At 71.1% G+C, this 23,712-nt stretch carries 22 protein-coding genes; 7 read left to right on the forward strand and 15 right to left on the reverse strand.

Annotated elements, in window-relative coordinates; all coding sequences use genetic code 11:
- Window positions 1-87 precede the first annotated feature (87 nt).
- The 4 genes from ilvC to EXU32_RS10140 form a co-directional block, all read right to left on the reverse strand.
- Entirely contained in the window at window positions 88-1,116 is a 1,029-nt protein-coding gene (gene ilvC, locus EXU32_RS10125; RefSeq protein WP_130629798.1) for a ketol-acid reductoisomerase, read from the reverse strand.
- A gap of 83 nt (window positions 1,117-1,199) precedes the next feature.
- Window positions 1,200-1,709 (reverse strand): acetolactate synthase small subunit, encoded by a 510-nt coding sequence (ilvN, locus tag EXU32_RS10130; protein ID WP_130629799.1) that lies wholly within the window; start codon window positions 1,707-1,709, stop codon window positions 1,200-1,202.
- 11 nt (window positions 1,710-1,720) lie between these two features.
- Window positions 1,721-3,556 carry an acetolactate synthase large subunit gene (locus EXU32_RS10135; RefSeq protein WP_242612972.1) on the reverse strand — a complete coding sequence of 612 codons (1,836 nt, stop codon included), beginning with the start codon at window positions 3,554-3,556 and terminating at the stop codon, window positions 1,721-1,723.
- Between the two features lie 310 nt (window positions 3,557-3,866).
- Window positions 3,867-4,388, reverse strand: a complete 522-nt coding sequence (locus tag EXU32_RS10140; RefSeq protein ID WP_130629801.1) for a SixA phosphatase family protein — start codon at window positions 4,386-4,388, stop codon at window positions 3,867-3,869.
- Window positions 4,389-4,443: 55 nt separating this feature from the next.
- Between EXU32_RS10140 and EXU32_RS10145 the strand changes: the two genes are divergently transcribed.
- Both EXU32_RS10145 and EXU32_RS10150 read left to right on the forward strand, forming a co-directional pair.
- Window positions 4,444-5,538, forward strand: a complete 1,095-nt coding sequence (locus tag EXU32_RS10145) for a PQQ-dependent sugar dehydrogenase (RefSeq protein WP_130629802.1) — start codon at window positions 4,444-4,446, stop codon at window positions 5,536-5,538.
- Between the two features lie 54 nt (window positions 5,539-5,592).
- Entirely contained in the window at window positions 5,593-7,002 is a 1,410-nt protein-coding gene (locus EXU32_RS10150; protein WP_130629803.1) for a hypothetical protein, read from the forward strand.
- Window positions 7,003-7,009: 7 nt separating this feature from the next.
- On the opposite strand, the gene EXU32_RS10155 is transcribed toward EXU32_RS10150, so the two are convergent.
- Genes EXU32_RS10155 through gatC form a run of 4 tightly spaced genes read right to left on the reverse strand, consistent with a single transcriptional unit; the run spans window position 7,010 to window position 11,388 of the window.
- Window positions 7,010-7,927, reverse strand: coding sequence for a 2-hydroxyacid dehydrogenase (locus EXU32_RS10155; RefSeq protein ID WP_347400272.1), 918 nt, complete (start codon window positions 7,925-7,927; stop codon window positions 7,010-7,012).
- A gap of 57 nt (window positions 7,928-7,984) precedes the next feature.
- Window positions 7,985-9,559, reverse strand: a complete 1,575-nt coding sequence (gene gatB, locus EXU32_RS10160) for an Asp-tRNA(Asn)/Glu-tRNA(Gln) amidotransferase subunit GatB (protein ID WP_130629804.1) — start codon at window positions 9,557-9,559, stop codon at window positions 7,985-7,987.
- 3 nt (window positions 9,560-9,562) lie between these two features.
- The gene (gatA, locus tag EXU32_RS10165) at window positions 9,563-11,077 is read right to left on the reverse strand and encodes an Asp-tRNA(Asn)/Glu-tRNA(Gln) amidotransferase subunit GatA (RefSeq protein ID WP_130629805.1); all 1,515 of its coding nucleotides are present in this window, start codon (window positions 11,075-11,077) and stop codon (window positions 9,563-9,565) included.
- Between the two features lie 14 nt (window positions 11,078-11,091).
- Window positions 11,092-11,388 carry an Asp-tRNA(Asn)/Glu-tRNA(Gln) amidotransferase subunit GatC gene (gene gatC / locus EXU32_RS10170; RefSeq protein ID WP_130629806.1) on the reverse strand — a complete coding sequence of 99 codons (297 nt, stop codon included), beginning with the start codon at window positions 11,386-11,388 and terminating at the stop codon, window positions 11,092-11,094.
- A gap of 243 nt (window positions 11,389-11,631) precedes the next feature.
- On the opposite strand from gatC, the gene EXU32_RS10175 reads away from it, so the two are divergent.
- Window positions 11,632-12,564 (forward strand): DUF559 domain-containing protein, encoded by a 933-nt coding sequence (locus EXU32_RS10175; protein WP_130629807.1) that lies wholly within the window; start codon window positions 11,632-11,634, stop codon window positions 12,562-12,564.
- A 72-nt stretch (window positions 12,565-12,636) separates the two neighbouring features.
- On the opposite strand, the gene EXU32_RS10180 is transcribed toward EXU32_RS10175, so the two are convergent.
- Window positions 12,637-13,476, reverse strand: coding sequence for a carbon-nitrogen hydrolase family protein (locus EXU32_RS10180; protein ID WP_130629808.1), 840 nt, complete (start codon window positions 13,474-13,476; stop codon window positions 12,637-12,639).
- Complete coding sequence (locus tag EXU32_RS10185; RefSeq protein WP_130629809.1) at window positions 13,473-14,009, reverse strand: type II toxin-antitoxin system RatA family toxin; 537 nt, start codon at window positions 14,007-14,009, stop codon at window positions 13,473-13,475. Before EXU32_RS10185 ends, EXU32_RS10180 begins: the two co-directional genes overlap by 4 nt.
- A 22-nt stretch (window positions 14,010-14,031) precedes the next feature.
- On the opposite strand from EXU32_RS10185, the gene EXU32_RS10190 reads away from it, so the two are divergent.
- The 3 genes from EXU32_RS10190 to tpx are packed head-to-tail and all read left to right on the forward strand — an operon-like array spanning window position 14,032 to window position 15,818.
- Window positions 14,032-14,475, forward strand: coding sequence for an HIT family protein (locus EXU32_RS10190; protein WP_130629810.1), 444 nt, complete (start codon window positions 14,032-14,034; stop codon window positions 14,473-14,475).
- Window positions 14,472-15,266 carry a hypothetical protein gene (locus tag EXU32_RS10195; RefSeq protein ID WP_130629811.1) on the forward strand — a complete coding sequence of 265 codons (795 nt, stop codon included), beginning with the start codon at window positions 14,472-14,474 and terminating at the stop codon, window positions 15,264-15,266. Before EXU32_RS10190 ends, EXU32_RS10195 begins: the two co-directional genes overlap by 4 nt.
- A 57-nt stretch (window positions 15,267-15,323) precedes the next feature.
- Window positions 15,324-15,818 (forward strand): thiol peroxidase, encoded by a 495-nt coding sequence (tpx, locus tag EXU32_RS10200; RefSeq protein WP_130629812.1) that lies wholly within the window; start codon window positions 15,324-15,326, stop codon window positions 15,816-15,818.
- Between the two features lie 143 nt (window positions 15,819-15,961).
- Here the strand turns inward: tpx and EXU32_RS10205 are convergent, their stop codons facing one another.
- The 5 genes from EXU32_RS10205 to ligA form a co-directional block, all read right to left on the reverse strand.
- Window positions 15,962-16,966: a class I SAM-dependent methyltransferase gene (locus EXU32_RS10205; protein WP_130629813.1), complete on the reverse strand. Its 1,005-nt coding sequence runs from the start codon at window positions 16,964-16,966 to the stop codon at window positions 15,962-15,964.
- On the reverse strand, window positions 16,966-18,717 hold the full coding sequence (locus EXU32_RS10210; protein WP_130629814.1) for a DEAD/DEAH box helicase: 1,752 nt from the start codon (window positions 18,715-18,717) through the stop codon (window positions 16,966-16,968). The genes EXU32_RS10205 and EXU32_RS10210 overlap by 1 nt, the downstream gene beginning before the upstream one ends.
- Before the next feature lie 55 nt (window positions 18,718-18,772).
- Window positions 18,773-19,249, reverse strand: a complete 477-nt coding sequence (locus EXU32_RS10215; protein ID WP_130629815.1) for a DUF664 domain-containing protein — start codon at window positions 19,247-19,249, stop codon at window positions 18,773-18,775.
- Window positions 19,246-19,809 (reverse strand): hypothetical protein, encoded by a 564-nt coding sequence (locus EXU32_RS10220; protein WP_130629816.1) that lies wholly within the window; start codon window positions 19,807-19,809, stop codon window positions 19,246-19,248. Before EXU32_RS10220 ends, EXU32_RS10215 begins: the two co-directional genes overlap by 4 nt.
- 86 nt (window positions 19,810-19,895) lie before the next feature.
- Entirely contained in the window at window positions 19,896-22,052 is a 2,157-nt protein-coding gene (gene ligA, locus EXU32_RS10225) for an NAD-dependent DNA ligase LigA (RefSeq protein WP_431603026.1), read from the reverse strand.
- Window positions 22,053-22,174: 122 nt separating this feature from the next.
- Between ligA and EXU32_RS10230 the strand changes: the two genes are divergently transcribed.
- Window positions 22,175-23,671: a long-chain-fatty-acid--CoA ligase gene (locus EXU32_RS10230; protein WP_130629818.1), complete on the forward strand. Its 1,497-nt coding sequence runs from the start codon at window positions 22,175-22,177 to the stop codon at window positions 23,669-23,671.
- Window positions 23,672-23,712: the final 41 nt, after the last annotated feature.

Here is a 23,712-nt window from a genome sequence, read left to right on the forward strand (position 1 = left end):
ATGACACAGGGGGCGCCCCGGCTGATGAGCCGGTGGGCGCCCCCTGTGGGGACCCGACGCGGGGGTGACCGCGGCGGGAGTCTGTGATCAGCGAGCGGCAGAGCCCTCGGTGTAGTCGTCGTCGCCGGACTTCCACGCGAAGTGCGCGCGCAGCGCCTTGCCGGTGGCCTCGATCGGGTGACCGGCCTCCTTCTCGCGCAGCTGCTGGAACTCGACGGCGCCCTTGTCCTGGTCCTCGATGAAGCGCGTGGCGAAGGTGCCGTCCTGGATGTCCTTGAGGATGCCCTGCATGGACTCCTTGACCTTGGCGTCGACGACGCGCGGCCCGGAGACGTAGTCGCCGTACTCGGCCGTGTCGGAGATCGACCAGCGCTGCTTGGCGATGCCGCCCTCCCACATGAGGTCGACGATGAGCTTCAGCTCGTGGAGCACCTCGAAGTAGGCGATCTCAGGCTGGTAGCCCGCCTCGGTGAGGGTCTCGAAGCCCGCCTGCACGAGGTGCGACATGCCACCGCAGAGGACGGCCTGCTCGCCGAAGAGGTCGGTCTCGGTCTCCTCGGTGAAGGTCGTCTTGATGACGCCGGCGCGGGTGCCACCGATGCCCTTGGCGTAGGCCTTGGCGATGTCCCAGGCCTGACCGGAGGCGTCCTGCTCCACGGCGATGATGTCCGGGATGCCGCGGCCGTCGACGAACTCGCGACGCACGGTGTGGCCGGGAGCCTTCGGCGCGACGAGGATGACGTCGACACCGGCCGGCGCCTTGATGTAGCCGAAGCGCACGTTGAAGCCGTGACCGAAGACGAGGACGTCGCCGTCCTTGAGCTCGGGGGCGATGTCGTCCGCGTAGAGGTGACGCTGCACCTGGTCGGGCGCAAGGATGACGATGACGTCGGCGTCGGCTGCAGCGGCGCGCGGGGTGAGGACGGTCAGGCCCTCGGCCTCCGCCTTGGCGCGGCTCTTGCTGCCCTCCTTGAGGCCGACACGCACGTCGACGCCGCTGTCACGCAGGTTGAGCGCGTGGGCGTGGCCCTGCGAGCCGTAGCCGATGACGGCGACCTTGCGGCCCTGGATGATGGACAGGTCGGCGTCGGCGTCGTAGATCATTTCGGCGGCCATGTGCGGTTCTCCTTGTGGTGTAGGTACTGCAGTCACGTCTGGGTGTCATCGTCTCGCGTCCGGCGCGACCATGACGAAGGGGGTCAGTGTCTGGAACGGTCGGTGATCGAGCGGGGGCCGCGGCCGATCGCCACGACACCCGACTGGACGAGCTCCTTGATGCCGTGCGGCTCGAGGATCTCGAGCATCGAGTTGAGCTTGTCGGCGTTGCCCACGGCCTGCAGGACGATCGCCTCAGCCGTGGCGTCGACGATCTTGGCCTTGAACATCTGCGCCGTCTCGAGGATCCCGCTGCGGCTGGTCGCGTCGGCGCGCACCTTGACGAGCACCACCTGGCTGTTGACCGAGGCGAGCGGGTCGAGCTCGACGACCTTCAGCACCTCGACGAGCTTGTTGAGCTGCTTGGTCACCTGCTCCAGCGGCAGCAGGTCGACGTCGACGACGACGGTCATCCGGGAGACCTCGTCGTTCTCGGTCGGCCCGACTGCGAGCGAGTCGATGTTGAATCCCCTGCGGGAGAAGAGCGCCGAGATGCGAGCGAGGACGCCCGGCTTGTTCTCGACGAGGACGGAGAGGGTGTGCTTGGTGCTCATGGTCTCGTGCCTCACTGGCCGTCGTGGTCTGCGTCGGTGTCCTGCTCCTCGGCCTCGGACTCTTCCCGGTCCCACACCGGGGCGGCGTCACGGGCCGTCTGGATGGCGTCGTTGCTCACGCCGGCGGGCACCATCGGCCACACCATCGCGTCGCGCTCGACGACGAAGTCGATGACGACCGGGCGGTCATTGATCGCCATGGCCTGCTCGATCGTCGCGTCGAGGTCCTCGGGCCGCTCGCACCGCAGGCCCACGCAGCCGTAGGCCTCCGCGAGCTTGACGAAGTCGGGGATCCGGTTGCCGACCGAGGTGTGCAGGTCGGTGTTGGAGTAGCGCTCGTTGTAGAAGAGCGACTGCCACTGGCGGACCATGCCCAGGCTCGAGTTGTTGATGATCGCGACCTTGATCGGGATGTCGTTGATGACGCAGGTCGCGAGCTCCTGGTTGGTCATCTGGAAGCAGCCGTCACCGTCGATCGCCCACACGACCCGGTCCGGCTCGCCGACCTTGGCCCCCATGGCCGCCGGCACCGAGTAGCCCATCGTCCCGGCGCCACCGGAGTTGAGCCAGGAGTTGGGGCGCTCGTACCCGATGAACTGCGCGGCCCACATCTGGTGCTGTCCCACCCCGGCGGCGTAGACGGCCTCCGGACCGGCGATCGCACCGATGCGCTCGATCACCTGCTGCGGCATGAGCGCCTCGTCGCTGGTGGCGGTGTACCCGACGGGGAACTCCTGCGCCCACCCCTTCGTCGTCGCCGCCCACGCGCTGTAGGTGTGCGGGTTGACGTCGGCGGCATCGCCCACGCCGGCCTCGATGGTCGTGATGAGCTCGCTGATGATCGCCTTGGCGTCACCGACGATCGGCACGTCGGCGGCCCGGTTCTTGGAGATCTCGGCCGGGTCGATGTCGGCGTGGATGATCCGGGCGTCCGGGGCGAAGGACGACAGCTGGCCGGTGACCCGGTCGTCGAAGCGGGCACCGAGGGTGATCAGCAGGTCGCTGCGCTGCAGGCCGGTCACCGCGGACACCGAGCCGTGCATGCCGGGCATGCCCAGGTGCAGTGAGTGCCCGTCGGGGAAGGCGCCCCGCGCCATGAGGGTCGTGACGACCGGGATGCCCGTGAGCTCGGCGAGCCGGAGCAGCTCTGCATGGGCACCGGCGCGGATGACGCCGCCGCCCACGTAGAGGACAGGCCGTCGGCTGGCGGCCATCAGGCGCACCGCCTCGCGGATCTGCTTGGCGTGCGGACGCGTCACCGGGTGGTAACCCGGCAGATCGATCTGCGGCGGCCACGCGAAGGTGGTGGTGGCCTGCAGTGCGTCCTTGGAGATGTCCACGAGGACCGGGCCGGGTCGGCCCGTGCTCGCGATGTGGAAGGCCTCGGCGATGACCCGCGGGATCTGCGCCGCCTCGGTCACGAGGTAGTTGTGCTTGGTGATCGGCATCGTGATGCCGCGGATGTCCGCCTCCTGGAAGGCGTCGGTGCCGATGGCGCTCGAGGCGACCTGGCCCGTGATCGCCACGATCGGGACCGAGTCCATGTGGGCGTCGGCGATCGCGGTGACGAGGTTGGTGGCACCGGGCCCGGACGTCGCCATGCACACGCCGACCTTGCCGGTGGCCGAGGCGTAGCCCTCGGCGGCGTGGCCGGCACCCTGCTCGTGGCGCACGAGGATGTGCCGGACCTTGGTGGAGTCCATCAGCGGGTCGTAGGCCGGCAGGATCGCGCCACCCGGGATGCCGAAGACGACCTCCGCACCGACGTGCTCGAGGGCGAGGACCAGGCTCTTCGCTCCGGTCACCTGCTCGGGGGTCGGTCGGGCGTTCCCGGGCCTGCGGGCCATCGCGGCCGGGCTCGGGGCGCTGCTGCTCGTGTCAGTCACCGTGTGTCCTTCGGTTCGGCGTGCCATCTGCTGGTGCTCCTTGATCATCTCCCGGCATGAAAAAGCCCTTCAGTCCGGGTGCGGACATGAAGGGCGCGCGCTGCGTCGGCGACGTGTCGTCGCTCAGGCAGCGCGCCGGGGAAGTACGAGGAGGAGGGCCATGCGGCTACCTTCCCCCGCCGCTCGCACCGTGTCAACGTCTGAGACACCGAAGTCCATGATGCGGACGGTTCACGGGTGCGGCCAGCGAAGGAGCGAGCCGCTGCCCGCGTTACGGGACCCGGTAGTCGTCGAGCCGGGCGGCGCCGAAGTCCAGGTCGTCCCAGTGCCCGGAGAAGCGCAGCACGGCGGCCGCGCCGGGCGGGAAGCCGTTGCTCAGCAGGTCGTGCGCGTCGTCGTCACCCTCGCCGTCCGCGAGCAGGCTCGCCGCCGCTGGCAGGCCGGGCGCGTGCCCCACGACGAGCAGGACGTTGGCGTCGTTGACCGACTCCCTGATGACCGACAGCACCGCATGGGCGTCGGCGTTGTACAGCCGGTGCTCGATCTGCACCTCGGCCTCGGAGCACCCCGCCTCCGCGACCTCCTGCATGGTCTCGCGGGTCCGCAGGGCGGGTGAGCACATCACCTCGTCGCACCCGATGCCCTGCTCGCGCAGCCAGCGCCCGATGTCCTGGGCATGCTCTCGTCCCCGCTCGCTCAGTGGTCGCTCGCGGTCGTCCTGACCGGCACGGCCCGCCTCGGGCTCCGCATGCCTCAGCAGGATCAGGGTCCGGTCCTCTGCTGACGTCGTCATCCCTTGAGTGTGGCGCGAGACACACTCCGGCGCCACTCCTCGGTAGCGTCTGTGCATGACGCGTCACGCAGCGGCCCGGATCCTGCTCGGCCTGGCCGTGCCCGCCGCGCTCGTCGCGTGCACCTCGGACGAAGGGGGCGCCCCTCCCCCTTCGTCGTCGACGTCCCCGCCCACCGCACAGCCGGACGTCACCGAGGTCGTCGGTGACCTCGACGTGCCGTGGGACCTGGCCTTCCTCCCCGACGGCGCCGCGCTCGTCACCCTGCGTGACCGGGGCGAGGTGGTGCGGGTCGAGGACGGGGCGGTGAGCAGCGTCGGGAGCGTGCCCGGCGTCGTGGCCGAGGGCGAAGGGGGTCTCCTGGGTCTCGCGGTCTCCCCCACCTTTGCTCAGGACCGGACGGTCTTCGTCTACGCGACCACCGCCGAGGACAACCGGGTGCTGCGGATGACCTTGGGAGACAACGGCCTTGGCACTCCCCAGCCGATCCTCACCGGCATCCCCAAGGCGGGTAACCACAACGGCGGACGCATCGCCTTCGGTCCCGACGGCCAGCTCTACGTGGCGACCGGCGACGCAGGCGACACCGCCGCAGCTCAGGACGCCGACAGCCTCGGCGGCAAGATCCTGCGGATCACGCCGGACGGGGAGCCGGCGCCCGGCAACCCCGAGCCGGACTCCCCCGTGTGGAGCTCCGGCCACCGCAATGTGCAGGGACTGGCGTGGGGTGAGGACGGGACGATGTGGGCCAGCGAGTTCGGCCAGGACACCTGGGACGAGCTCAACCGGATCGAGGCGGGCGGCAACTACGGCTGGCCGCAAGTGGAGGGCACGGGTGACGGGGGCGAGTTCGTCGACCCGGTGGCGACGTGGTCGACGGCCGAGGCGTCGCCCAGCGGGATCGCGGTGGCGGAGGACGGCTCGGTGGTCCTCGCGGCGCTGCGCGGCCAGAGCCTGTGGCGGGTGCCGGTGACCGGCGCGGGCGAGGACCTGCAGGTCGGGACGCCACAGCGCCTCCTCGAGGGTGAGCACGGTCGGCTGCGCGACGTCGACCTGGCCCCCGACGGGAGCCTGTGGGTCCTGACGAGCAACACCTTCCGTGGGGAGCCGCGCGAGGGTGACGACCGAGTCCTGAGGCTCACCCTCCGCTGACACCCACGGCGCGGTGCCCGATCGGGCCACGGCCCCCGACCTAGACTGCGACCCATGGTGAGCAAGGTCGTGCGATGGCTCAGCAGACACCCGGTCGTCGTCGGCGCAGTCCTCACCGTGATCGGTGTCGGCCTGGTCGTCGCCGCCGTGCTGGCCGACCTCGGACGCTGGCCTTACCTGGCCGGGGCCGCCCTGCTCGTCGTCGGCCCGGCCCTCCTGCTCCTGCGTCTCCTGGGTCGCCGCGCCCCCGCGATCGCCGCCACCGTGGCCCTCGCGCTCGGAGTCGGTGGTGGCGCCTGGCTCGGCCTCCACGGTCTCCCGGGCGGCCCGGAGCACTGGGACGGGGGCAGCGACCACGGCCAGCTCGCGGTCGACTCCTTCCGCCTCGGCAGCACCCTCTTCGCCGAGGGCGTCGCGCGCGACGCCCAGACCGGTGAGGTGCGGTGGCGGGCCCCCGAGGACAGCCACGTGATGACCACGACCGACGAGACCGTCGTCCTCGAGGAGTCGATGGAGGGTGAGGAGGGGCGGCGCCTGGTGGCTCGCCTCGTCGACTCGGGTCGACAGGTGTGGTGGACCGCCACCGCGGGACGGCCGACCGCCGTCGCCCAGCACGGCGGCGTCCTCGTCGTCACGACACGTGCCGGCACCGCCGGCCACGACCTGACCACCGGCGACGAGCTGTGGACCTCCCCCCGCAGGGCCGGCACGGAGTGCAAGCAGGGCGCCCCGCTGACCCTCGACGCGCCCGACCTGGAGCAGTCGGTGGTCTTCCTCCCTTCGTCATCGCGTGGATCGAAGGGAGTGGACCTGGCCCGGGTCGATGACGGCAAGGTCGTCGTGCGGGGACTGGATTGCCTCAACTACGGCCGCGTCGTCGGAGACACCTACGTCGAGCACGGCGCCGACGTGCTGACCGGACGCTCGGTGAGCACCGGCGTGGTCGAGTGGGACAAGGACTGGGTCGCGCGGGCCCGACCGTTTTCCCTCCCCGACAGCGACGGCACCATCTACATCCCCGATCAGCTGGGCAGGGACGGCAAGGACCGCGTCGTCGACCACTACTCCGCGCTCGACCTGCGGACCGGGGAGATCACGCAGACCCAGCCGCCCGGCGAGTGGGTGTCCGACACCGATGTCGTCCGCGACCAGCGGGCCGACGTCCTCTGGCAGCCCGTGCACCGCGGCGCCTCGGCCGGCCTGTGGAAGGTCGGCACCGAGCGGGTCGTGCGCGTCCCGGGCGGCCCGCGCATCGTGGTCGCGGAGGCCGACCGCAGCGGCTGGGTGGCCGTCGACGGCTCCACGACCAACATCGTCGGTGAGCGCACCCGCGTGACGTGGGCGATCTCGCCCGAGGGCAGGCTGCACGGCCCCTTCACCGGCGGCAGCGCCGCCCTCGACGGAGCCTCGAGCATCGCCGACGGCGTCCTGCGCGTCGGGGCGCGCGTCTACCCCCTGGAGTGAGCCGACCTCAGCCGCGGCCGACGACGTGCAGCGGCTCCTCGCCGGCAGCGAGCCGGCTCAGCTGCTCGCGCAGCAGCGCGACCATGCGCGGGCGGAAGGCCTCGGTCACCCCACCGACGTGCGGGCTGATGATGACGCCCGGGGCCGACCACAGTGGGTGGTCACCCGGCAGCGGCTCGGGGTCGGTGACGTCGAGGGCGAAGCGCAGCCGTCCTGCCTCGGCCAGTGCTGCGTCGGTGTCGAGCGCCGGGCCCCGCCCGACGTTGACGACGAGCGCGCCGTCGGGCAGCGCGGCGAGCGTCTCGGTACCGAGCACGCCCTTGGTCGCGGCCGTCCCGGGCAGCACCGAGATGACGACGTCCTGCTGCGGGAGCAGGTCCAGCAGCTCGTCGGTGCCGTGGATCCGGTCGACGAGGTCATCACCTCCACGAGCCCGCGACGCGACCGCGGTCAGCTCCACCTCGAAGGGAGCCAACCGCCTGGCGATCGCCGAGCCCACCGAGCCGTAGCCGAGGACGAGCACTCGCTTGTCGGCCAGGCCGGGGCGGAACTCACGGGGCAGCCACTCCCCCTTCGCCTGGGCAGCGGCGAACTCGTCGAACCCACGCTGCGCAGCGAGGACGAGGGCCACCGCCAGCTCGGCGGTTGCGGCGTCGTGCACGCCGTGAGCGTTGGCGATGGCGATGTGCTCGGGGACGACCGGCAGGGCCGCGTCGACGCCGGCGGAGAGCAGCTGGACCAGACGGACCGAGGGCTTGTCGCGGACCGGCTCGAGCAGGGCGCTCGGCGCCATGTAGGGGGCGACGAAGACCTCGACGTCCTCACCGGGCGGCGGCTGCGTCGGGTCCCAGACGACCGGGGCCACCCCCTCGATCGGTCCCACGTCGTCGAGCCAGGTCTGGTCAGGGAAGGAGACGGTCAGCATGCCCTTCATCGTAGGCATGCCGACCGTCTCCGGTACCTCGGGTGGGGTGGGCGGTCGTCAGCCCTCGACCCCGAGCTTCGTCAGGATGATCGCCCGGGCCTTCCCGGCGTCGGCCTGACCCTTCATCTCCTTCATGACCTGGCCGATGAGGGCGCCGGCGGCCTGCACCTTGCCGCCACGGATCTTGTCCGCCACATCGGGGTTGGCCGCGATGACCGTGTCGACCGCCGCCTCGAGCGCTCCGTCGTCCTGGACCAGCTCGAGACCGCGCGCATCGGCGACGACCGTCGGGGTGCCCTCGCCGTCGAGGACCCCCTCGAGGACCTGGCGGGCCAGCTTGTCGTTGAGCCGGCCGGCCACGATCATCGACTCGAGCTCGGCGACGTGCTGCGGGGTGATCCCGACCTGCTCGGCATAGGTCGTCAGGTCGACGCCCTCGGTGTTGGCCCGGCGGGAGGGCTCGGCCAGCCACCACTTGCGTGCCGACTGCGCCTTGGCACCCGCCGCGACGGTGGCCTCGATCAGCTCGATGGCACCGGCGTTGATGACATCGCGCATCTCGAGGTCGGAGAAGCCCCACTCGCCCAGCAGCCGCTTGCGGCGCTGTGCGGGCGGCTCGGGAAGGGCGGCGCGCAGCTCCTCGACCCACTCGCGGCTCGGCGCGACGGGGACCAGGTCGGGCTCGGGGAAGTAGCGGTAGTCGTCCGCGTCGGACTTCTCGCGGCCGCTCGTGGTGACGCCGGTGTCCTCGTGCCAGTGACGCGTCTCCTGCCGGACCGATCCACCCGAGGTGAGGACCGCGGCGTGGCGGCAGACCTCGTAGCGGACGGCGCGCTCCACCGAGCGAAGGCTGTTGACGTTCTTGGTCTCGGAGCGGGTGCCGAGGGGCACGGCCAGCTGCTCCGGCGAGGTCGGGCCATCGCCCGCCTTGGCGCGCAGCGACAGGTTGACGTCGCAGCGCATCGAGCCCTGCTCCATCTTCAGGTCGGAGACCTCGAGGGAGCGCAGCAGGTCCCGCAGCGCCCCGACGAAGGCCTTGGCGACCTCGGGTGCCCGCTCGCCCGCACCGACGATCGGCCGGGTGACGATCTCGATGAGGGGGATCCCGGCACGGTTGAAGTCGACGAGCGAGTACTCGGCGCCCTGGATGCGGCCGGTGGCGCCACCGACGTGCATGCTCTTGCCGGTGTCCTCCTCCATGTGGGCCCGCTCGATCTCCACGCGGAAGATCTCGGTGCCCTCACCGGAGGCGGTCGGGATCTCGACGTCGAGGTAGCCGTCGAAGGCGATCGGCTCGTCGTACTGCGAGGTCTGGAAGTTCTTGGGCATGTCCGGGTAGAAGTAGTTCTTCCGGGCAAACCGGCACCACTCGGCGATGGAGCAGTTGAGCGCCAGGCCCATGCGGATCGCCGACTCGACGCCGATCGCGTTGACGACGGGCAGCGCGCCGGGCAGACCGAGGCAGACCGGGCAGACCTGCGTGTTGGGCTCGGCGCCGAAGCCGGTCGCGCACCCGCAGAACATCTTGGTGGCGGTGCCGAGCTCGACGTGCACCTCGAGACCCATGACGGGGTCGAAGGTCGTCAGTGCCTCGTCGTAGCCGAGGACGTCGTCGGTGGTGGTCGTCGCCATGTCTCAGGCTCCCTTCGTGATGGCCAGCTCGGGGGCCTGCTCCAGCAGGTGCCCACCCCAGGCGGAGACGAGGCGCTGCTCGAGGGCGGCGCCGACGGTGTAGAGGCGGTCGTCGGCCATGGCGGGCGCGAGGATCTGGAAGCCGGCCGGCAGACCGTCCTCCGCCAGACCGCTCGGCAGCGACATGCCGGGCACGCCGGCGAGGTTGGCCGGGATCGTCGCGATGTCGCCGCGGTACATGGCCATCGGGTCGTCCGACTTCTCACCGAAGCGGAAGGCGGTCGTGGGGGCCGTCGGGCTGACGAGGACGTCGGCCTGGCCGAAGGCGGCGGCGAAGTCGTCGGCGATGAGGCGGCGCACCTTCTGCGCGCTGCCGTAGTAGGCGTCGTAGTAGCCCGAGGAGAGGGCGTAGGTGCCCAGGATGATGCGGCGCTTGACCTCGTCACCGAAGCCGGCGTCACGGCTGGCGGCCATCACCTGCTCGGCGCTCGGGGCGTCGACTCCGTCCGGGGAGACGCGCAAGCCGTAACGCATCGCGTCGAAGCGAGCGAGGTTGCTGCTCGCCTCGCTCGGCATGATCAGGTAGTACGCGCCCAGAGCGTGGACGAAGTTGGGGCAGGATACCTCGACGACTTCCGCACCGGCGTCGACGAGATGCTGGACCGACTCGTCGAAGCGGGCCTGGACGAGCGGCGAGAAGCCTTCGCCCGACAGCTCCTTGACGATGCCGATCCGCAGGCCCTTGACGTCCGCGCGCTGGGCGGCGCCGACGACGTCGGGGACGGGCTGGTCGATCGAGGTCGAGTCGAGCGGGTCGTGGCCGGCCATGACCTCGTGCAGGAGCGCGGTGTCGAGCACTGTGCGCGCGCACGGACCACCCTGGTCGAGCGAGGAGGCCATCGCGATCATCCCGTAGCGGGAGACGCCGCCATAGGTGGGCTTGACGCCGACCGAGCCCGTGAGGGCTGCGGGCTGCCGGATCGAGCCGCCGGTGTCGGTGCCCGTCGCCAGCGGCGCCTGCCAGGAGGCGACGGCGGCGCTGGAGCCACCGCCGGAGCCTCCGGGGATGCGCTCGAGGTCCCACGGGTTGCGGGTGAGGCCATAGGCCGAGTGCTCCGTGGATGAGCCCATCGCGAACTCGTCCATGTTGGTCTTGCCGAGGATCGGCAGGCCGGCCGCCTTGAGCTTGGCGACGATGGTCGCGTCGTACGGCGGGATCCAGCCCTGCAGCATCTTGGAGCCGGCAGTCGTCGGCATGCCGGTCGTCGTCATGACGTCCTTGACGGCGATCGGGACGCCGGCGAGACGGTGGAGGTCCTCCCCCTTCGCCCGGCGGTCGTCGATGGCGCGTGCGTCCGCGAGGGCGGACTCGCCCGCGACGTGGAGGTAGGCGCCGACCTGCTCGTCGACTCCCTCGATGCGATCGAGGTGGGCGCGGGTGATCTGCTCGGAGGAGAGGTCACCGGAGGCCAGCGCGTCGGCGAGCGCGGCAGCGGTCATGCGGGTGGGGTCGCTCATGGTGTCCTTCGGGCTCAGTCTTCGGTGAGGATGCGCGGCACGGCGAAGCGCTCGATCTCGGAGGCGGGCGCCATCGCGAGCGCCGCCTCGGGGCTTAGCGACGGGCGCACCTCGTCCGGGCGGGTGACGTTGACGATCGGCATCGGGTGGCTCATCGGCTCGACACCCTCGATCGGCGCCTGCTGCACGGCCGCCACCGAGGTGATGATCGTCGCGAGCTCCCCCACCATGGTGTCGAGCTCGGCGTCGGACAGGTCGATACGAGCCAACGAGGCGAGATGTGCCACGTCGTCGCGAGAGAGGTCAGCCATGCGGGACAGTCTAGGTTCCGGCGCCGTGGTGGCAGCCCCCGGCCGCCGTGGCCCGGTCAGAGCGCGAGCCAACCACTTATTACTTGCGGGTACGACGTGCACCTCCCGCTCCACGCCTCGGCAGATGCCCGCAAACTCGGGCCTCTCGCTTCGCCAGGCTCCGCAGGTGCACGTCGTACCCGCACGTCACGTACCTGTGGATGACTCCGAGCGGGCTGCGCACGCGCCCGCGAGGATGCTGACATGCAGGCGGAGGAGGTTCTGGTCGAGCTCGGTGGGGTCGCCACTCGCGCCGAGCTCCTCACGCGATCCACGGAGGGTGCGCTGCGCCGTGCCGTGGCGGCCGGCACCATCATCCGCCAGTCCCGGGGGCGATATGCCCTGCCGTCCACCGCGAGGATCGGTCAGCGTGCAGAGCTCACCGAGCTCGCCGAGGCCGGACGGCGCGCGGCCCACGAGGTGTCCGGCACCGCGATCCTGCTGAGCGCCACGGCCCGGTGGGGGTGGCCGAGCAAGTGGTTGCCGACCAAGCCGCAGGTCGCCCTCCCCCGCAATCGCAAGGTCGCGCCCGGCGTGCGGCGCCGCCTCGACGTGCGCATGCGCGACCTGTCATCGAGCGATCGCGAGGACGGCTGGGTGACGTCGCGCGTGCGGACGGCGCTCGACTGCGCCAGCCTCCTTCCGCCGGACGAGGCCGTCGCGGTGCTCGACTCGGCGCTGCGCGAGGGCGCGGTGGACCGGGACGAGCTCCTCTTCGCGGCTGCCGGCCTGGCCCCGTTGTACCGCGGCAAGGTCGAGGGACTGATCCGGTTCGCCGATCCACAGGCGGCGAACCCCTTCGAGTCGGTACTGCGCTGGATCGTCTCGGACATCCCCGACCTGGACGTCCGGCCGCAGGTGCGCATCACGGACGACGCTGGACTCATCGGGATCGTCGACCTCGCGGACGTTCAACTGCGGATCGTGATGGAGGCGGACTCCTTCGAGTGGCACGGGCAGAAGGAAGCACTCGAACGCGATTGCATCCGCTACAACCGGCTGGTCGCCGAGGGCTGGCTCGTGCTGCGGTTCAGCTGGGACCAGGTGATGAACCATCCGGAGCGGATCCGCGAACTGGTCCGGCGCACCGTCCTTCGAGCTACTTGCGGGTACGACGTGCACCTGCGGACGGGCTGACATCCTGGGTCCCGGGTTTCCGGGGCAGCAGACCGACGCGGCACGGCAAGTGCACGTCGTACCCGCAAGTAACTAGAGCAGCGGGATGGTCGCCCGAGTCCGGTCGACGAGATCGCGGTCGACCTCGGCGACCAGCACGTCCTCTCCCCCGCCCAGTCGCGCGCGGACCTCACCCGTGGGGTCGGCGAGCACGGACCGGCCGATCCCGTACGGGCCGCGCACCGAGTCCGCCGTCCACGCCTGCCCGACCCCGAGCAGCCAGGCCTGCGCATCATGGGCGCGCGCCCGGGTGAGCAGGTCCCACTGCGAGGCCTTGCCGGGCCCGTCGCCCCACGACGCCGGCAGCACCACGAGCTGGGCCCCCGCCCGACCGAGCGCGGTGAAGTGGTCGGCGAAGCGCACGTCGTAGCAGGCGGCCAGGCCGACCTGCCACCCGTCGACCTCGATCGTGACGACCTCGTCGCCGGGCGCCACGGTGTCGGACTCCCGGTTGCCGAAGGCGTCGTAGAGGTGGACCTTGCGATAGCTCGCCTCGGTGGTGCCCGGGCCGGTGACCAGCAGCGTGTTGTGCACCCGCGAGCGCTGCCTGCCCTCGTCGGTCGTGATCGTGTCGGCCGGCGTGAACATGCCGACGACGATGCTCACGCCATGGCGTGCGGCGAGGGCGCGCACCCCGTCGGCGAAGCGTCCGTCGAGCGGCTCGGCGACCGTGTCGAGCCGTCCGGCGAAGGAGGCCATCGCCGCCTCCGGGTGGACGACCAGCCGCGCGCCGGACGCAGCGGCGCGACCGGTGAGCTCGTCGATGCGCGCGAGGTTGGCGACCGGGTCACCGGTCGAGGTCCACTGGCACCCCGCGAGACGAAGGCGATGTCCTGAGGTGCGACGAAGGAGCCTCGAAGGGGAGCCACTCACGCGACCTCGCCCCCTTCGCCCTGGGTGGTGGCACCGGCACGACGGGCCATGTCCGCCCGGGCCGCCGCGAGCACCTGCTCGTCCCGGCACCCGCCGGCGAAGCCGTCGATCCGCTTGCGGATCTCCCGCCCGAGCAGCCACTGGCCGATGGGGTGGGCGATGCGCTGCAGCCAGCTGGGTCGCACGTCGTAGGTGTACTTCCACACCGCGAGGGTCCCGTCGCCGTCGGGCTGGAAGCGCCACCCCCCGCCGAATCGCGCGAAGAACCACGGCCCGCGCACCATGGTCATCCCGACCGACGTCGGTGGGCGCCACGAGACGTACTCGCTGACCATGCTCGGCGAGATCGGACCGGCGAAGGAGGAGCGGGTGTACGTGCGCACTCCCACCCCCGGCTCGAGCGCGCCGTCGAGGAAGCGCTGCTCACGGATGAAGGGATCCCAGCGGCGGCGGACCGCGCCGGTCGTCTGCGACACGGCGAAGGCGAGGTCCGGGCTGATCGGGACGTGCACGTCGGCGCTGACCTGGGGCATGCGTCCACCTTAGGCTGGGAGCATGGCGACTCTCTTCACGAAGATCATCAACGGCGAGATCCCTGGGCGGTTCGTGTGGTCCGACGAGACCTGCGTGGCCTTCCTGACCATCGCGCCGGTGACCGACGGCCACACGATGATCGTCTCCCGCGAGGAGATCGAGCAGTGGACGGACGCCGACCCGGCGACGTGGGCACACCTGCAGGAGGTCGCGCGGATCATCGGCCGGTCCCAGCAGGCGGAGTGGCAGACCCCGCGGGTCGCCCAGATGCTCGAGGGCTTCGAGGTCCCCCACCTGCACGTGCACGTGTGGCCGGTCGCCTCCGCCGCCGAGGTCGAGCCGCACGCGATCATGCAGGACGTGCCCGCCGAGCGCTTCGACGAGGTGGCCGAGCGACTGCGCTCCCGCCTGCGCGCCGACGGTCACGCGGCCACCGTTCCCGGCCCGGGGCCGCTGCCCGCATGATGTCCCGCCGCAAGAAGGCCGCGATGTTCGCTGCCCTCGTCGCGGGCCTGGTCATCATGCTCGGCGGTGGCGCAGCGATCTTCGTCGCCAACGGCCAGCCGTGGCCCGCCCTCGCGTGGGCGCTCGTCGTCGCCGTCGCGGTCACCGTGACGTGCGCGGGCTTCGTCGGCTTCCTCCGCGAGACCGACCCCGCACTGGTGGACGAAGGGGGTTACAGCGTCGTCGCTCCCCCGGCCGACCCCCTCCCCCCGGCGACCGACCGCAAGAACCCGTGGCCGGTCGAGTGGCTGGCCCCGGCGCTGGCGGAGGCCTTCGCAGGCACGCCCTATGTCGTGCGCAGCAACGGCCGCTCGATCCTCGTGCACGCCGACCTCGTCGACGCGCGCTGGCAGCACGTCGCGACCGTCCACCACCTGCGGCAGACCTTCGTCGCACGCTTCACCCCCACGGGCACGCAGGGGGTGATCCGGCGGACCGACGAGTCGCGCCGGCTCGAGACCTCCGCCGGACCCACGCGTCTGGGTGCCCAGCTCGGGGTCTCGTCCGGCCGGCAGTGGGGCCGCACCCGCCGGGTCGAGTACGGGCTGGGGCCGGATGGCTTCCGCAAGCGGGTCGACTACGAGTTCTCCACCGAGGAGATCAACGAGCCCGTCCGGGAGATCATGACGAGGGCCGGCTGGCGGGCCACGCTCGACGCCGAGTCCAAGGGCGCGCTCGTCATGGGTGCGATGGGTCTGTCCGCCCTCGTCCTCGTCCCCCTCGGCCTGCTCGCGAAGCACCTCGCCGGCTGAGCGCCCACACCTCGGGCCGGTCGTGACTCACCGGCCCCGAGGGTGTAGGCATGAGTCATGGCAACCACCGCATTCAAGGGCAACCCCGTCAACACCGTCGGCGAGCTGCCGGCTCCCGGCGCCACGGCTCCGGCCTTCGACCTCGTCGGCGACGGACTGTCGGCGCTGACCACCGCCGACGTCCCCGGTCGCGTCGTGCTCAACATCTTCCCCAGCATCGACACCGGTGTCTGCGCTGCGAGCGTGCGCAAGTTCAACGAGCTCGCCGCCAGCCTCGACAACACGACCGTCGTCAACGTCTCCCAGGACCTCCCCTTCGCGCAGGCTCGCTTCTGCGGCGCCGAGGGCATCGACAAGGTCAAGGTCGGCTCGACCTTCCGCTCCTCCTTCGGTGAGGACTACGGCGTCACGATGGCCGACGGCCCGATGGCCGGTCTCCTCGCCCGCTCGGTCGTCGTCCTCGACGCCGAGGGCACGGTCCTGCACACCGAGCTGGTGCCCGAGATCACCCAGGAGCCCGACTACGACGCGGCCGTCAAGGCACTCGGCTGACCGGTCCCGACCCGCTCGAAGGGGGGATGTCGTCCACGCGGACGGCATCCCCCCTTCGTCATGTCCGGAGGGTCGGCCCGAGAAAGCGCATCTCCTTGCGGTCGTGCGCACCCGGGTGCGCACGACCTTGAGGAGATGCGTTGTCAGGCGAGGACGGTGCGCGTGACGATGTAGCTGCGGTCGCGCATGAGGACATCGGTCGGGCCGAGGTCGCGCAGGCGCTGCAGATAGGGCAGGTGCGCGTTGTAGACCAGCACCAGCTCGCCACCGGGCACGAGCACCCGGGCCGCGTCGTCGATCATCTGCAGCGTCGGCGTCGAGTCCTTGGCGGTGCCGACGTGGAAGGGCGGGTTGCTCACGATGGCGCCGACCGAGGCATCGGCCAGCTCGGTCAGGCCGTCGGTGCGCCGCACGTCGACGGCACCTGCGGTCGTCGCCAGGGTCGAGGCCACCGCGGCAGCCGACACGTCCAGCGCCACCACGTCGTCGAAGCGCCTCGCCAGGAGCGCGGCGAGGACACCGGTGCCGCAGCCGAGGTCGACGACGGTGGCGTCTGTGTCGGCGAGCTGGTCCAGCTGGCTGACGAGCAGGGCCGTGCCCGCGTCGACGCGCGTTCCGGCGAAGGCCGCGCCGTGGGCGTGCACGGTCAGGTCGAGGCCGTCGTGGTGACGTGAGCGGGGCCAGGTCTGCTCGACCTCGCGGGGGCCGGCGGCGTGCAGGACGCGCGACTTCTGCCGACCGAGGCTGGCGCTGACCTGCTCGAAGCTCGCGGCGAGCACGTCGTTCATCGACCGGGTCATGTGCTTGACCCGTCCGCCCGCCACGACCCGGACGTCCGGCGCCCCCACGATGACCGCGGTGCGCGCGACCTCGTCGAGGGCGTCGAGGGACCCCGGCAGGCGCAGCACCACGAGGTGGGCACCGGTGAGCGCAGCGGCCAGGTCGGGGGTCACCTCGACTCCCGCCGCGGCCACCCGCCTCTCGCTGACGAGGCTGTCGCTGTGGGCGACCACGCCGGTCCCGGCCAGCTCGGCCACGGCTGCGGCGAGCGCTCCGTGGTCGTCGCCGACCACCGCGATCCGGCCCGAAGGGAGGTCCCCGAGCTCGTCGATCAGCAGCCGGTCCACGGGGTCGAGGTCAGGACCCATCAGGTGCGCGGGCCCTTGCGGTACGGCTTCTTGTCGGCGCGCTCGCTGGTCTCGCTCAGCTCGATGAGCTGACCGGAGATCCGCGTCTGGCTGAGCCGGTCGCTGGTGCCGGCCGGCAGGGTCGCGGGGAGCTCGACGAGGGAGTGGTCACCGCGGATGTCGATGCGCCCGAAGTCCTGGCGGCCCAGGCCACCCTCGTTGGCCAGCGCGCCGACGATCTGGCGCGGCTCGACCTTGTGCCGCTTGCCCACCGCGATCCGGTAGGTGGCCATCGGGCCCGACGAGCCGCGCGATCCGCGGTCGCCTCGCGGGCCACGATCGCCCCGGTCACCCCGCCCCTGCGAGCCGCCACGGTCGTCGCGACGGGGCGCGCGGTCGTCCCGCTCGCGCCGCGGCGGACGGACCGGGTCGGGACCCAGCAGCAGGGGCTCGTCACCCTGCAGCAGGATCGCCAGGGCAGCCGCGACATCGCCCTCGGGCACGTCGTGCTCGGCCACGTAGTGGGCGACGACACCGCGGAAGTCCGCGAGGTCGCTGGAGGACAACGCGGCGGTGATCCGGTCGTCGAAGCGACCCAGCCGGGTGGCGTTGACGTCCTCGGGGGACGGCAGCGGCATCTCGACCAGGGTGGTGCGGGTCGCCTTCTCGATCGACTTGAGCAGGTGACGCTCGCGCGGGGTGACGAAGGAGATCGCGTCACCCGAGCGACCGGCCCGTCCGGTGCGGCCGATGCGGTGCACGTAGGACTCGGTGTCGGTCGGGATGTCGTAGTTGACGACGTGGCTGATCCGCTCGACGTCGAGCCCGCGGGCGGCGACATCGGTGGCGACGAGGATGTCGAGCTTGCCGGACTTCAGCTGGGAGACGGTGCGCTCGCGCTGTGCCTGCGCCACGTCGCCGTTGATGGCCGCCGCCGAGAAGCCGCGCGCCCGCAGCTTCTCCGCCAGGGTCTCGGTCTCGTTCTTGGTCCGGACGAAGACGATCATGCCCTCGAAGTTCTCCACCTCGAGGATCCGCGTCAGCGCATCGACCTTCTGCGGGTACGAGACGAAGAGGTAGCGCTGGGTGATGTTGGGTGCCGTCGCGGTCTTGCGCTCGACCGTGATCTCGAGCGCGTCCGTCAGGTACTTCTTGGAGATGCGCCGGATCTGCGAGGGCATGGTCGCGGAGAAGAGCGCGACGTTCTTGTCGTCGGGGGTGTCGGCGAGGATCGTCTCGACGTCCTCGGCGAAGCCCATCTTGAGCATCTCGTCGGCCTCGTCGAGCACGAGGAAGCGCAGCTGCGACAGGTCCAGCGTCCCCTTGTCGAGGTGGTCCATGATGCGTCCGGGGGTCCCGACGACGATGTGCACCCCGCGGCGCAGCGCACTGAGCTGCACGCCGTAGCCCTGACCGCCGTAGACCGGCAGGACCTTGACATTGGGCATCCGGGTCGCGTACTTCTCGATCGCCTCGCAGACCTGGAGCGCGAGCTCACGGGTGGGCGCGAGGATCAGGGCCTGCGGCAGCTTTTGCTTGACGTCGAGTCGGCTGAGGATCGGCAGTGCGAAGGCCGCGGTCTTGCCCGTACCGGTCTGGGCGAGGCCCACGACGTGGCGTCCCTCGAGCAGCGCGGGGATGGTCGCCGCCTGGATCGGGGACGGGGTCTCGTAGCCGATGTCCTTGAGCGCGCGCACGACGCGCTCGTCGAGGCCGAGGTCGGCAAAGGACTGCTGGTCGGGCTCTGGGGTGGTCACACTGTCGTCGCTCACACCCCCGACGGTAGTCGGGCGGAGCGCCTCCCGGCGACAGCGGCGCGTGTGTCCCTCACCGCCCACGCACCAGATCGACGCTCAGGTCGACATGTCCGAGGTGCTGGAAGAGCTCCTCGATGACGTGCAGCACGACAAAGCCCTGCGTGATCGGCTGCGGGTCCCCGTCCTCCCAGCCGTCCGGTCCGCGCGGAGCGGCGCCCGCCTCGAAGTCGGCGAGGTCCTCCACCCAGCGCTGTCGCTGGGCGGCGACGATGGCCTCGAGCTGCTCGAGGGTGCCCGTCGCGGTGAACTCCGCCGCCCGGTCCCGCGAGATCGACCGACCGGCGATCGTCTCACCGCCCCACCGCTCCATCACCCCGCAGCAGTGGACCACCAGGGCATAGACGCTGTTGGCGCCCTCGACGTCGGGCCGACGGCAGAGCAGCTCGGCTCCCCCGGCCTCGTCCAGCTCGTCCGCCCGCGCGAGCAGCTTGGCCAGCGCGGAGTCGACGTACCACTGCAGGGTGGCGCGATCGATGCCTGTCGTCATGTCGCTCTCCTGTCGCTCGACCCGGTGAAGATGGTCGGCCCGTCATCCGTCGCCAGCCGGGCGCGCAGCGCCGGGTCCTGGTGCAACCGCCGCAGGACATCGAGTGCGGCTCGCGGCTCGACATCCAGCTGCCGCGCGTCGTAGAGCAGGACCATGCTCCCCCCCACATGCACCGAGGCGACATCGATCGACCGCACGTGCCCGCGACGGCTGTGCTGCTGCGCCAGCACCGCATCGATCATCTGCCACTGCGCGTGCACCCGCTCGGCCACGAGCCAGGTCGGGGTCACCAGGATCCGTCCCGGCTCCCGTCGCCGCCGCAGCGACTCCCGGGTCGCGAGCGCGAAGAGCCAGGCGAAGAGCAGGAGGATCGCGAACCCGGCGACGAGCGACACCGGCCCTTCTGTCGTCCCACCACGCACGAGGCGCACCACGCCGGCCACGAGAGCGGCCACGATGCCGGTGGTGAGCAGGCCGAAGAGCGGGACGGACCACCACGGCGGTGGCTTCAGCGGGAGCGCGACCCCCCGCTCCCCCTCCCACTCACCGGCGAGGGGCACCCCCTTCGTCCGGTAGTGCCGGCTCGACCAGACCGCGAGCGGACTGCCGAAGGGAGAGTCTGACGCCGGTACTCCGTCGGCCCCGGTCAGGACTCGTCCTTCCGCTCCGGCTCAGGCTCGGGCTCGGCCTCGGCCTCGGGCTCGGCGAAGCGCGCCACGGTCCCGGTCTCGAGCAGCTCGGTGAACTCGTCCTCGGTGAGGATCGGCCGGCCCAGCTCGCGGGCCTTGGCCTCCTTGGTGCCGGCGCTGTCACCGACGACGACCCAGTGCGTCTTCTTGCTCACCGAGCCCGAGGCCTTGCCGCCCCGCTCGAGGATCGCCTCCTTGGCGCTGTCACGCGAGTAGCGCTCGAGCGAGCCGGTGACCACGACGGTGACGCCCTCGAGCGTCTGGGCGATCGACTCGTCACGCTCGTCCTCCATGCGCACGCCGTCGGCGGCCCACTGCTCGACGATGCCGCGGTGCCAGTCGTTGCCCTCGCCGTCGAACCACTCGCGCACCGAGGCGGCGATGGTCGGCCCGACGCCCTCGACGTCGGCGAGCGCCTCCTCGTCGGCGTCACGGATGGCGCCGATCGAGCCGAAGTGCTGGGCCAGCGCACGCGCGGCGGTCGGCCCGACGTGCCGGATCGACAGCGCGACGAGCACCCGCCACAGCGGCTGCTCCTTGGCCTGCTGGAGGTTGTCGACGAGCTTGGCGCCGTTGGCCGAGAGCACCCGGCCGTCGTGCACGGCCTCGTGCGGGTCGGTCTTCTTGGCCGCGCGGGTGAAGAGGGGCACCCGCGCGATGTCCTGCGCGGTCAGGCCGAAGAGCCCGCCCTCGTCGGTCAGCACGCCGGAGTCGAGCAGGCCGACCGCCCCCTCCCACCCGAGGGCCTCGATGTCGAAGGCCCCACGACCGGCGAGCGAGGAGAGTCGCTCGCGCAGCTGGCTCGGGCAGGTGCGCGAGTTGGGGCAGCGGATGTCCTTGTCACCCTCCTTTTGCTGGCCGAGCTCGGTGCCGCACGACGGGCAGTGCGTCGGCATGACGAACTCGCGCTCGGTGCCGTCACGCAGCTCGACGACCGGTCCGAGGATCTCGGGGATGACGTCGCCGGCCTTGCGCAGGACGATCGTGTCGCCGATGAGCACGCCCTTGCGCTTGACCTCGTGGCCGTTGTGCAGCGTCGCGAGGGAGACGGTCGACCCGGCGACGGTCACCGGCTCCATGACACCGAAGGGGGTGACCCGCCCCGTGCGGCCGACGTTGACCTGGATGTCGAGGAGCTTGGTGTTGACCTCCTCGGGTGGGTACTTCCACGCGATGGCCCAGCGGGGTGCCCGCGAGGTCGTGCCGAGGCGGCGCTGCACGGCGATCTCGTCGACCTTGACCACCACGCCGTCGATCTCGTGGTCGTACTCGTGGCGCTGTTTCTCCACCTCGGTGATGAAACGGCGCACCTTGGTCATCGAGTCGAAGACCGTGTAGTGCGGCGAGGTCGGCAGGCCCCACCCGGCCATGAGCTCGTAGGCGTGGCTCTGGCTGTCGACGTCGAAGCCCTCGCGCCGCCCCATGCCGTGCACGAGCATGTGCAGCGGCCGGCGGGCGGTGACGCGAGGGTCCTTCTGCCGCAAGGATCCTGCGGCAGAGTTGCGCGGGTTGGCGAAGGGAGGCTTGCCCGCCTCGACGAGGCCGGCGTTGAGCTCGGCGAAGTCCTCGAGGCGGAAGAAGACCTCGCCCCTGATCTCGACCAGGTCGGGCACCGGGTGCTCGCTGTCGTCGAGCCGGGTGGGGATGCCCGCGATGGTGCGGACATTCATCGTCACGTCCTCGCCGGTGCGGCCGTCGCCGCGGGTGAGCGCGCGGGTGAGCTTGCCCCCTTCGTACAGCAGGTTGATGGCCAGGCCGTCGATCTTGAGCTCGCACAGGTAGTGGAACCCGCTCACCTCCTGCTCGACGCGGCGCGCCCAGTCGAGCAGCTCGTCACCGTCGAAGGCATTGTCGAGGCTGAGCATCCGCTCGAGGTGGTCGACGGCGGTGAAGTCGGTGGAGAAGATCGCCCCGCCGACCGTCTGCGTCGGCGACTCCGGGGTGCGCAGGGAGGGGTGCGCCTCCTCGAGCTCCTGCAGGCCGCGGATCAGCCGGTCGTACTCGGCGTCACTGATCGTCGGTGCGTCCTTGACGTGGTAGGCGAACTGTGCCGCCGTGGCCTGCTCGGCCAGGTCGGTCCATGCGTGTCGGGCGTCGTCGGGGATCTCGCTCACCCGTCCATCCTGCCGCAGCCTGCCGACACCGCGACACCGTGACGCCACCCCCCTTCCGCTCGCATGCTCGGTCGTGAGAGATTGCCCTCACACCCCGCTGACCTACCGAGGAGTAGTCGACGATGACCAACCTGGCGACCAATCTGGTCACCACCGCCCAGGAACACCCTGACGCGGTCGCGATCAAGCTCGATGACGCGCAGCTGACCTATGCGCAGCTGCACGGTCTCGCGGCCAAGGCCGCCGGCGCGCTGCGTGCCGCAGGTCTGCAGGAGGGCGACCGGGTCTCCCTGATCCTGCCCAATGTCCCCGCCTTCCCCATCCTCTTCTACGGGACGCTGCTCGCCGGCGGCATCGTCGTGCCGATGAACCCGCTGCTCAAGGGCCAGGAGATCGAGTACTTCTACACCGACTCCGGGGCGAAGTTCTCCTTCGTGTGGGGTGACTTCGCCGCCGAGGCGCACCTCGGGGCCGAGGGCACCTCGACCAAGGTCATCACGTCGGGCCCGGTCGGCCCGAGCGAGGAGGACCTGCCGTCGGGCGAGGCGATCGCCGTGCCCGTCGAGCGCGCGGGTGACGACACCGCGGTGATCCTCTACACCTCCGGCACGACCGGTCGGCCCAAGGGCGCCGAGCTCACCCACGACAACCTCGACCTCAACGCGATGCGGTCGGCCGAGGACATCATCAAGATCTCGACCGGCGACGTCATCATGGGTTGCCTGCCGCTCTTCCACGTCTTCGGTCTGACCTGCGGGCTCAACGCGGCCGTGCGCCAGGGCGCGACCCTGACGCTCGTCCCGCGCTTCGAGCCGGGCAAGGCCCTGGAGGTCATCGCGCGCGACAAGGTGACGATCTTCGAGGGGGTGCCGACGATGTACGGCGCCATGCTGCACCACCCCAGCGTCGCCGAGACCGACACCTCGTCGCTGCGCACCTGTGTCTCGGGCGGCTCCTCGCTCCCCGGCGAGACGCTGCGCGAGTTCGAGGAGACCTTCAAGGTCAGCCTGCTCGAGGGCTACGGCCTGTCCGAGACCTCGCCGGTCGCGTCCTTCAACATGCTCGACCGGCCGACCAAGCCGGGCACCATCGGCCGCGCCATCCCCGGCTGCGAGATGAAGCTGCTCGACGCCGAGGGCAAGGAGGTCGGCCCCGGTGAGGGTGTCGGCGAGATCGCGATCCGCGGCGACAACATCATGAAGGGCTACTGGGGCAACCCCGAGGCGACCGCCGAGGCGATCCCCGACGGTTGGTTCCGCAGCGGCGACATCGCGAGCGTCGACGAGGACGGCTACTACACGATCGTCGACCGCAAGAAGGACCTCATCATCCGCGGCGGCATGAACGTCTACCCCCGCGAGGTCGAAGAGGTGCTCTACTCCCACCCCGACGTCCTCGAGTGCGCCGTCGTGGGTGTCCCGCACCCGGAGCTCGGCGAGGACATCGGCGCCGCGGTGTCCCTGCGCGAGGGCGCTGCGGCTGACACCGAGGAGATCAAGCAGTACGTCAAGGACCGGGTCGCGGCCTACAAGTACCCGCGCACGGTGTGGGTCCTCGACGAGCTACCCAAGGGCCCGACGGGCAAGATCCTCAAGCGGGAGATCCACGCCCCCGCCTGAGTCGCGTGCACGGGAGGTCGTCCTGGTGCATCTGATGGCTT

The sequence above is a fragment of the Janibacter limosus genome, from assembly GCF_004295485.1.
Lineage (GTDB): Bacteria > Actinomycetota > Actinomycetes > Actinomycetales > Dermatophilaceae > Janibacter > Janibacter limosus_A.

What these genes read in the sequence shown, in the direction of transcription:
- ilvC (WP_130629798.1), bottom strand. Translation starts at nt 1,116, where the DNA reads ATGGCCGCCGAAATGATCTACGACGCCGACGCCGACCTGTCCATCATC.
- ilvN (WP_130629799.1), bottom strand. Translation starts at nt 1,709, where the DNA reads ATGAGCACCAAGCACACCCTCTCCGTCCTCGTCGAGAACAAGCCGGGC.
- EXU32_RS10135 (WP_242612972.1), bottom strand. Translation starts at nt 3,556, where the DNA reads ATGGCCCGCAGGCCCGGGAACGCCCGACCGACCCCCGAGCAGGTGACC.
- EXU32_RS10140 (WP_130629801.1), bottom strand. Translation starts at nt 4,388, where the DNA reads ATGACGACGTCAGCAGAGGACCGGACCCTGATCCTGCTGAGGCATGCG.
- EXU32_RS10145 (WP_130629802.1), top strand. Translation starts at nt 4,444, where the DNA reads ATGACGCGTCACGCAGCGGCCCGGATCCTGCTCGGCCTGGCCGTGCCC.
- EXU32_RS10150 (WP_130629803.1), top strand. Translation starts at nt 5,593, where the DNA reads ATGGTGAGCAAGGTCGTGCGATGGCTCAGCAGACACCCGGTCGTCGTC.
- EXU32_RS10155 (WP_347400272.1), bottom strand. Translation starts at nt 7,927, where the DNA reads ATGCTGACCGTCTCCTTCCCTGACCAGACCTGGCTCGACGACGTGGGA.
- gatB (WP_130629804.1), bottom strand. Translation starts at nt 9,559, where the DNA reads ATGGCGACGACCACCACCGACGACGTCCTCGGCTACGACGAGGCACTG.
- gatA (WP_130629805.1), bottom strand. Translation starts at nt 11,077, where the DNA reads ATGAGCGACCCCACCCGCATGACCGCTGCCGCGCTCGCCGACGCGCTG.
- gatC (WP_130629806.1), bottom strand. Translation starts at nt 11,388, where the DNA reads ATGGCTGACCTCTCTCGCGACGACGTGGCACATCTCGCCTCGTTGGCT.
- EXU32_RS10175 (WP_130629807.1), top strand. Translation starts at nt 11,632, where the DNA reads ATGCAGGCGGAGGAGGTTCTGGTCGAGCTCGGTGGGGTCGCCACTCGC.
- EXU32_RS10185 (WP_130629809.1), bottom strand. Translation starts at nt 14,009, where the DNA reads ATGCCCCAGGTCAGCGCCGACGTGCACGTCCCGATCAGCCCGGACCTC.
- EXU32_RS10190 (WP_130629810.1), top strand. Translation starts at nt 14,032, where the DNA reads ATGGCGACTCTCTTCACGAAGATCATCAACGGCGAGATCCCTGGGCGG.
- EXU32_RS10195 (WP_130629811.1), top strand. Translation starts at nt 14,472, where the DNA reads ATGATGTCCCGCCGCAAGAAGGCCGCGATGTTCGCTGCCCTCGTCGCG.
- tpx (WP_130629812.1), top strand. Translation starts at nt 15,324, where the DNA reads ATGGCAACCACCGCATTCAAGGGCAACCCCGTCAACACCGTCGGCGAG.
- EXU32_RS10205 (WP_130629813.1), bottom strand. Translation starts at nt 16,966, where the DNA reads ATGGGTCCTGACCTCGACCCCGTGGACCGGCTGCTGATCGACGAGCTC.
- EXU32_RS10215 (WP_130629815.1), bottom strand. Translation starts at nt 19,249, where the DNA reads ATGACGACAGGCATCGATCGCGCCACCCTGCAGTGGTACGTCGACTCC.
- EXU32_RS10230 (WP_130629818.1), top strand. Translation starts at nt 22,175, where the DNA reads ATGACCAACCTGGCGACCAATCTGGTCACCACCGCCCAGGAACACCCT.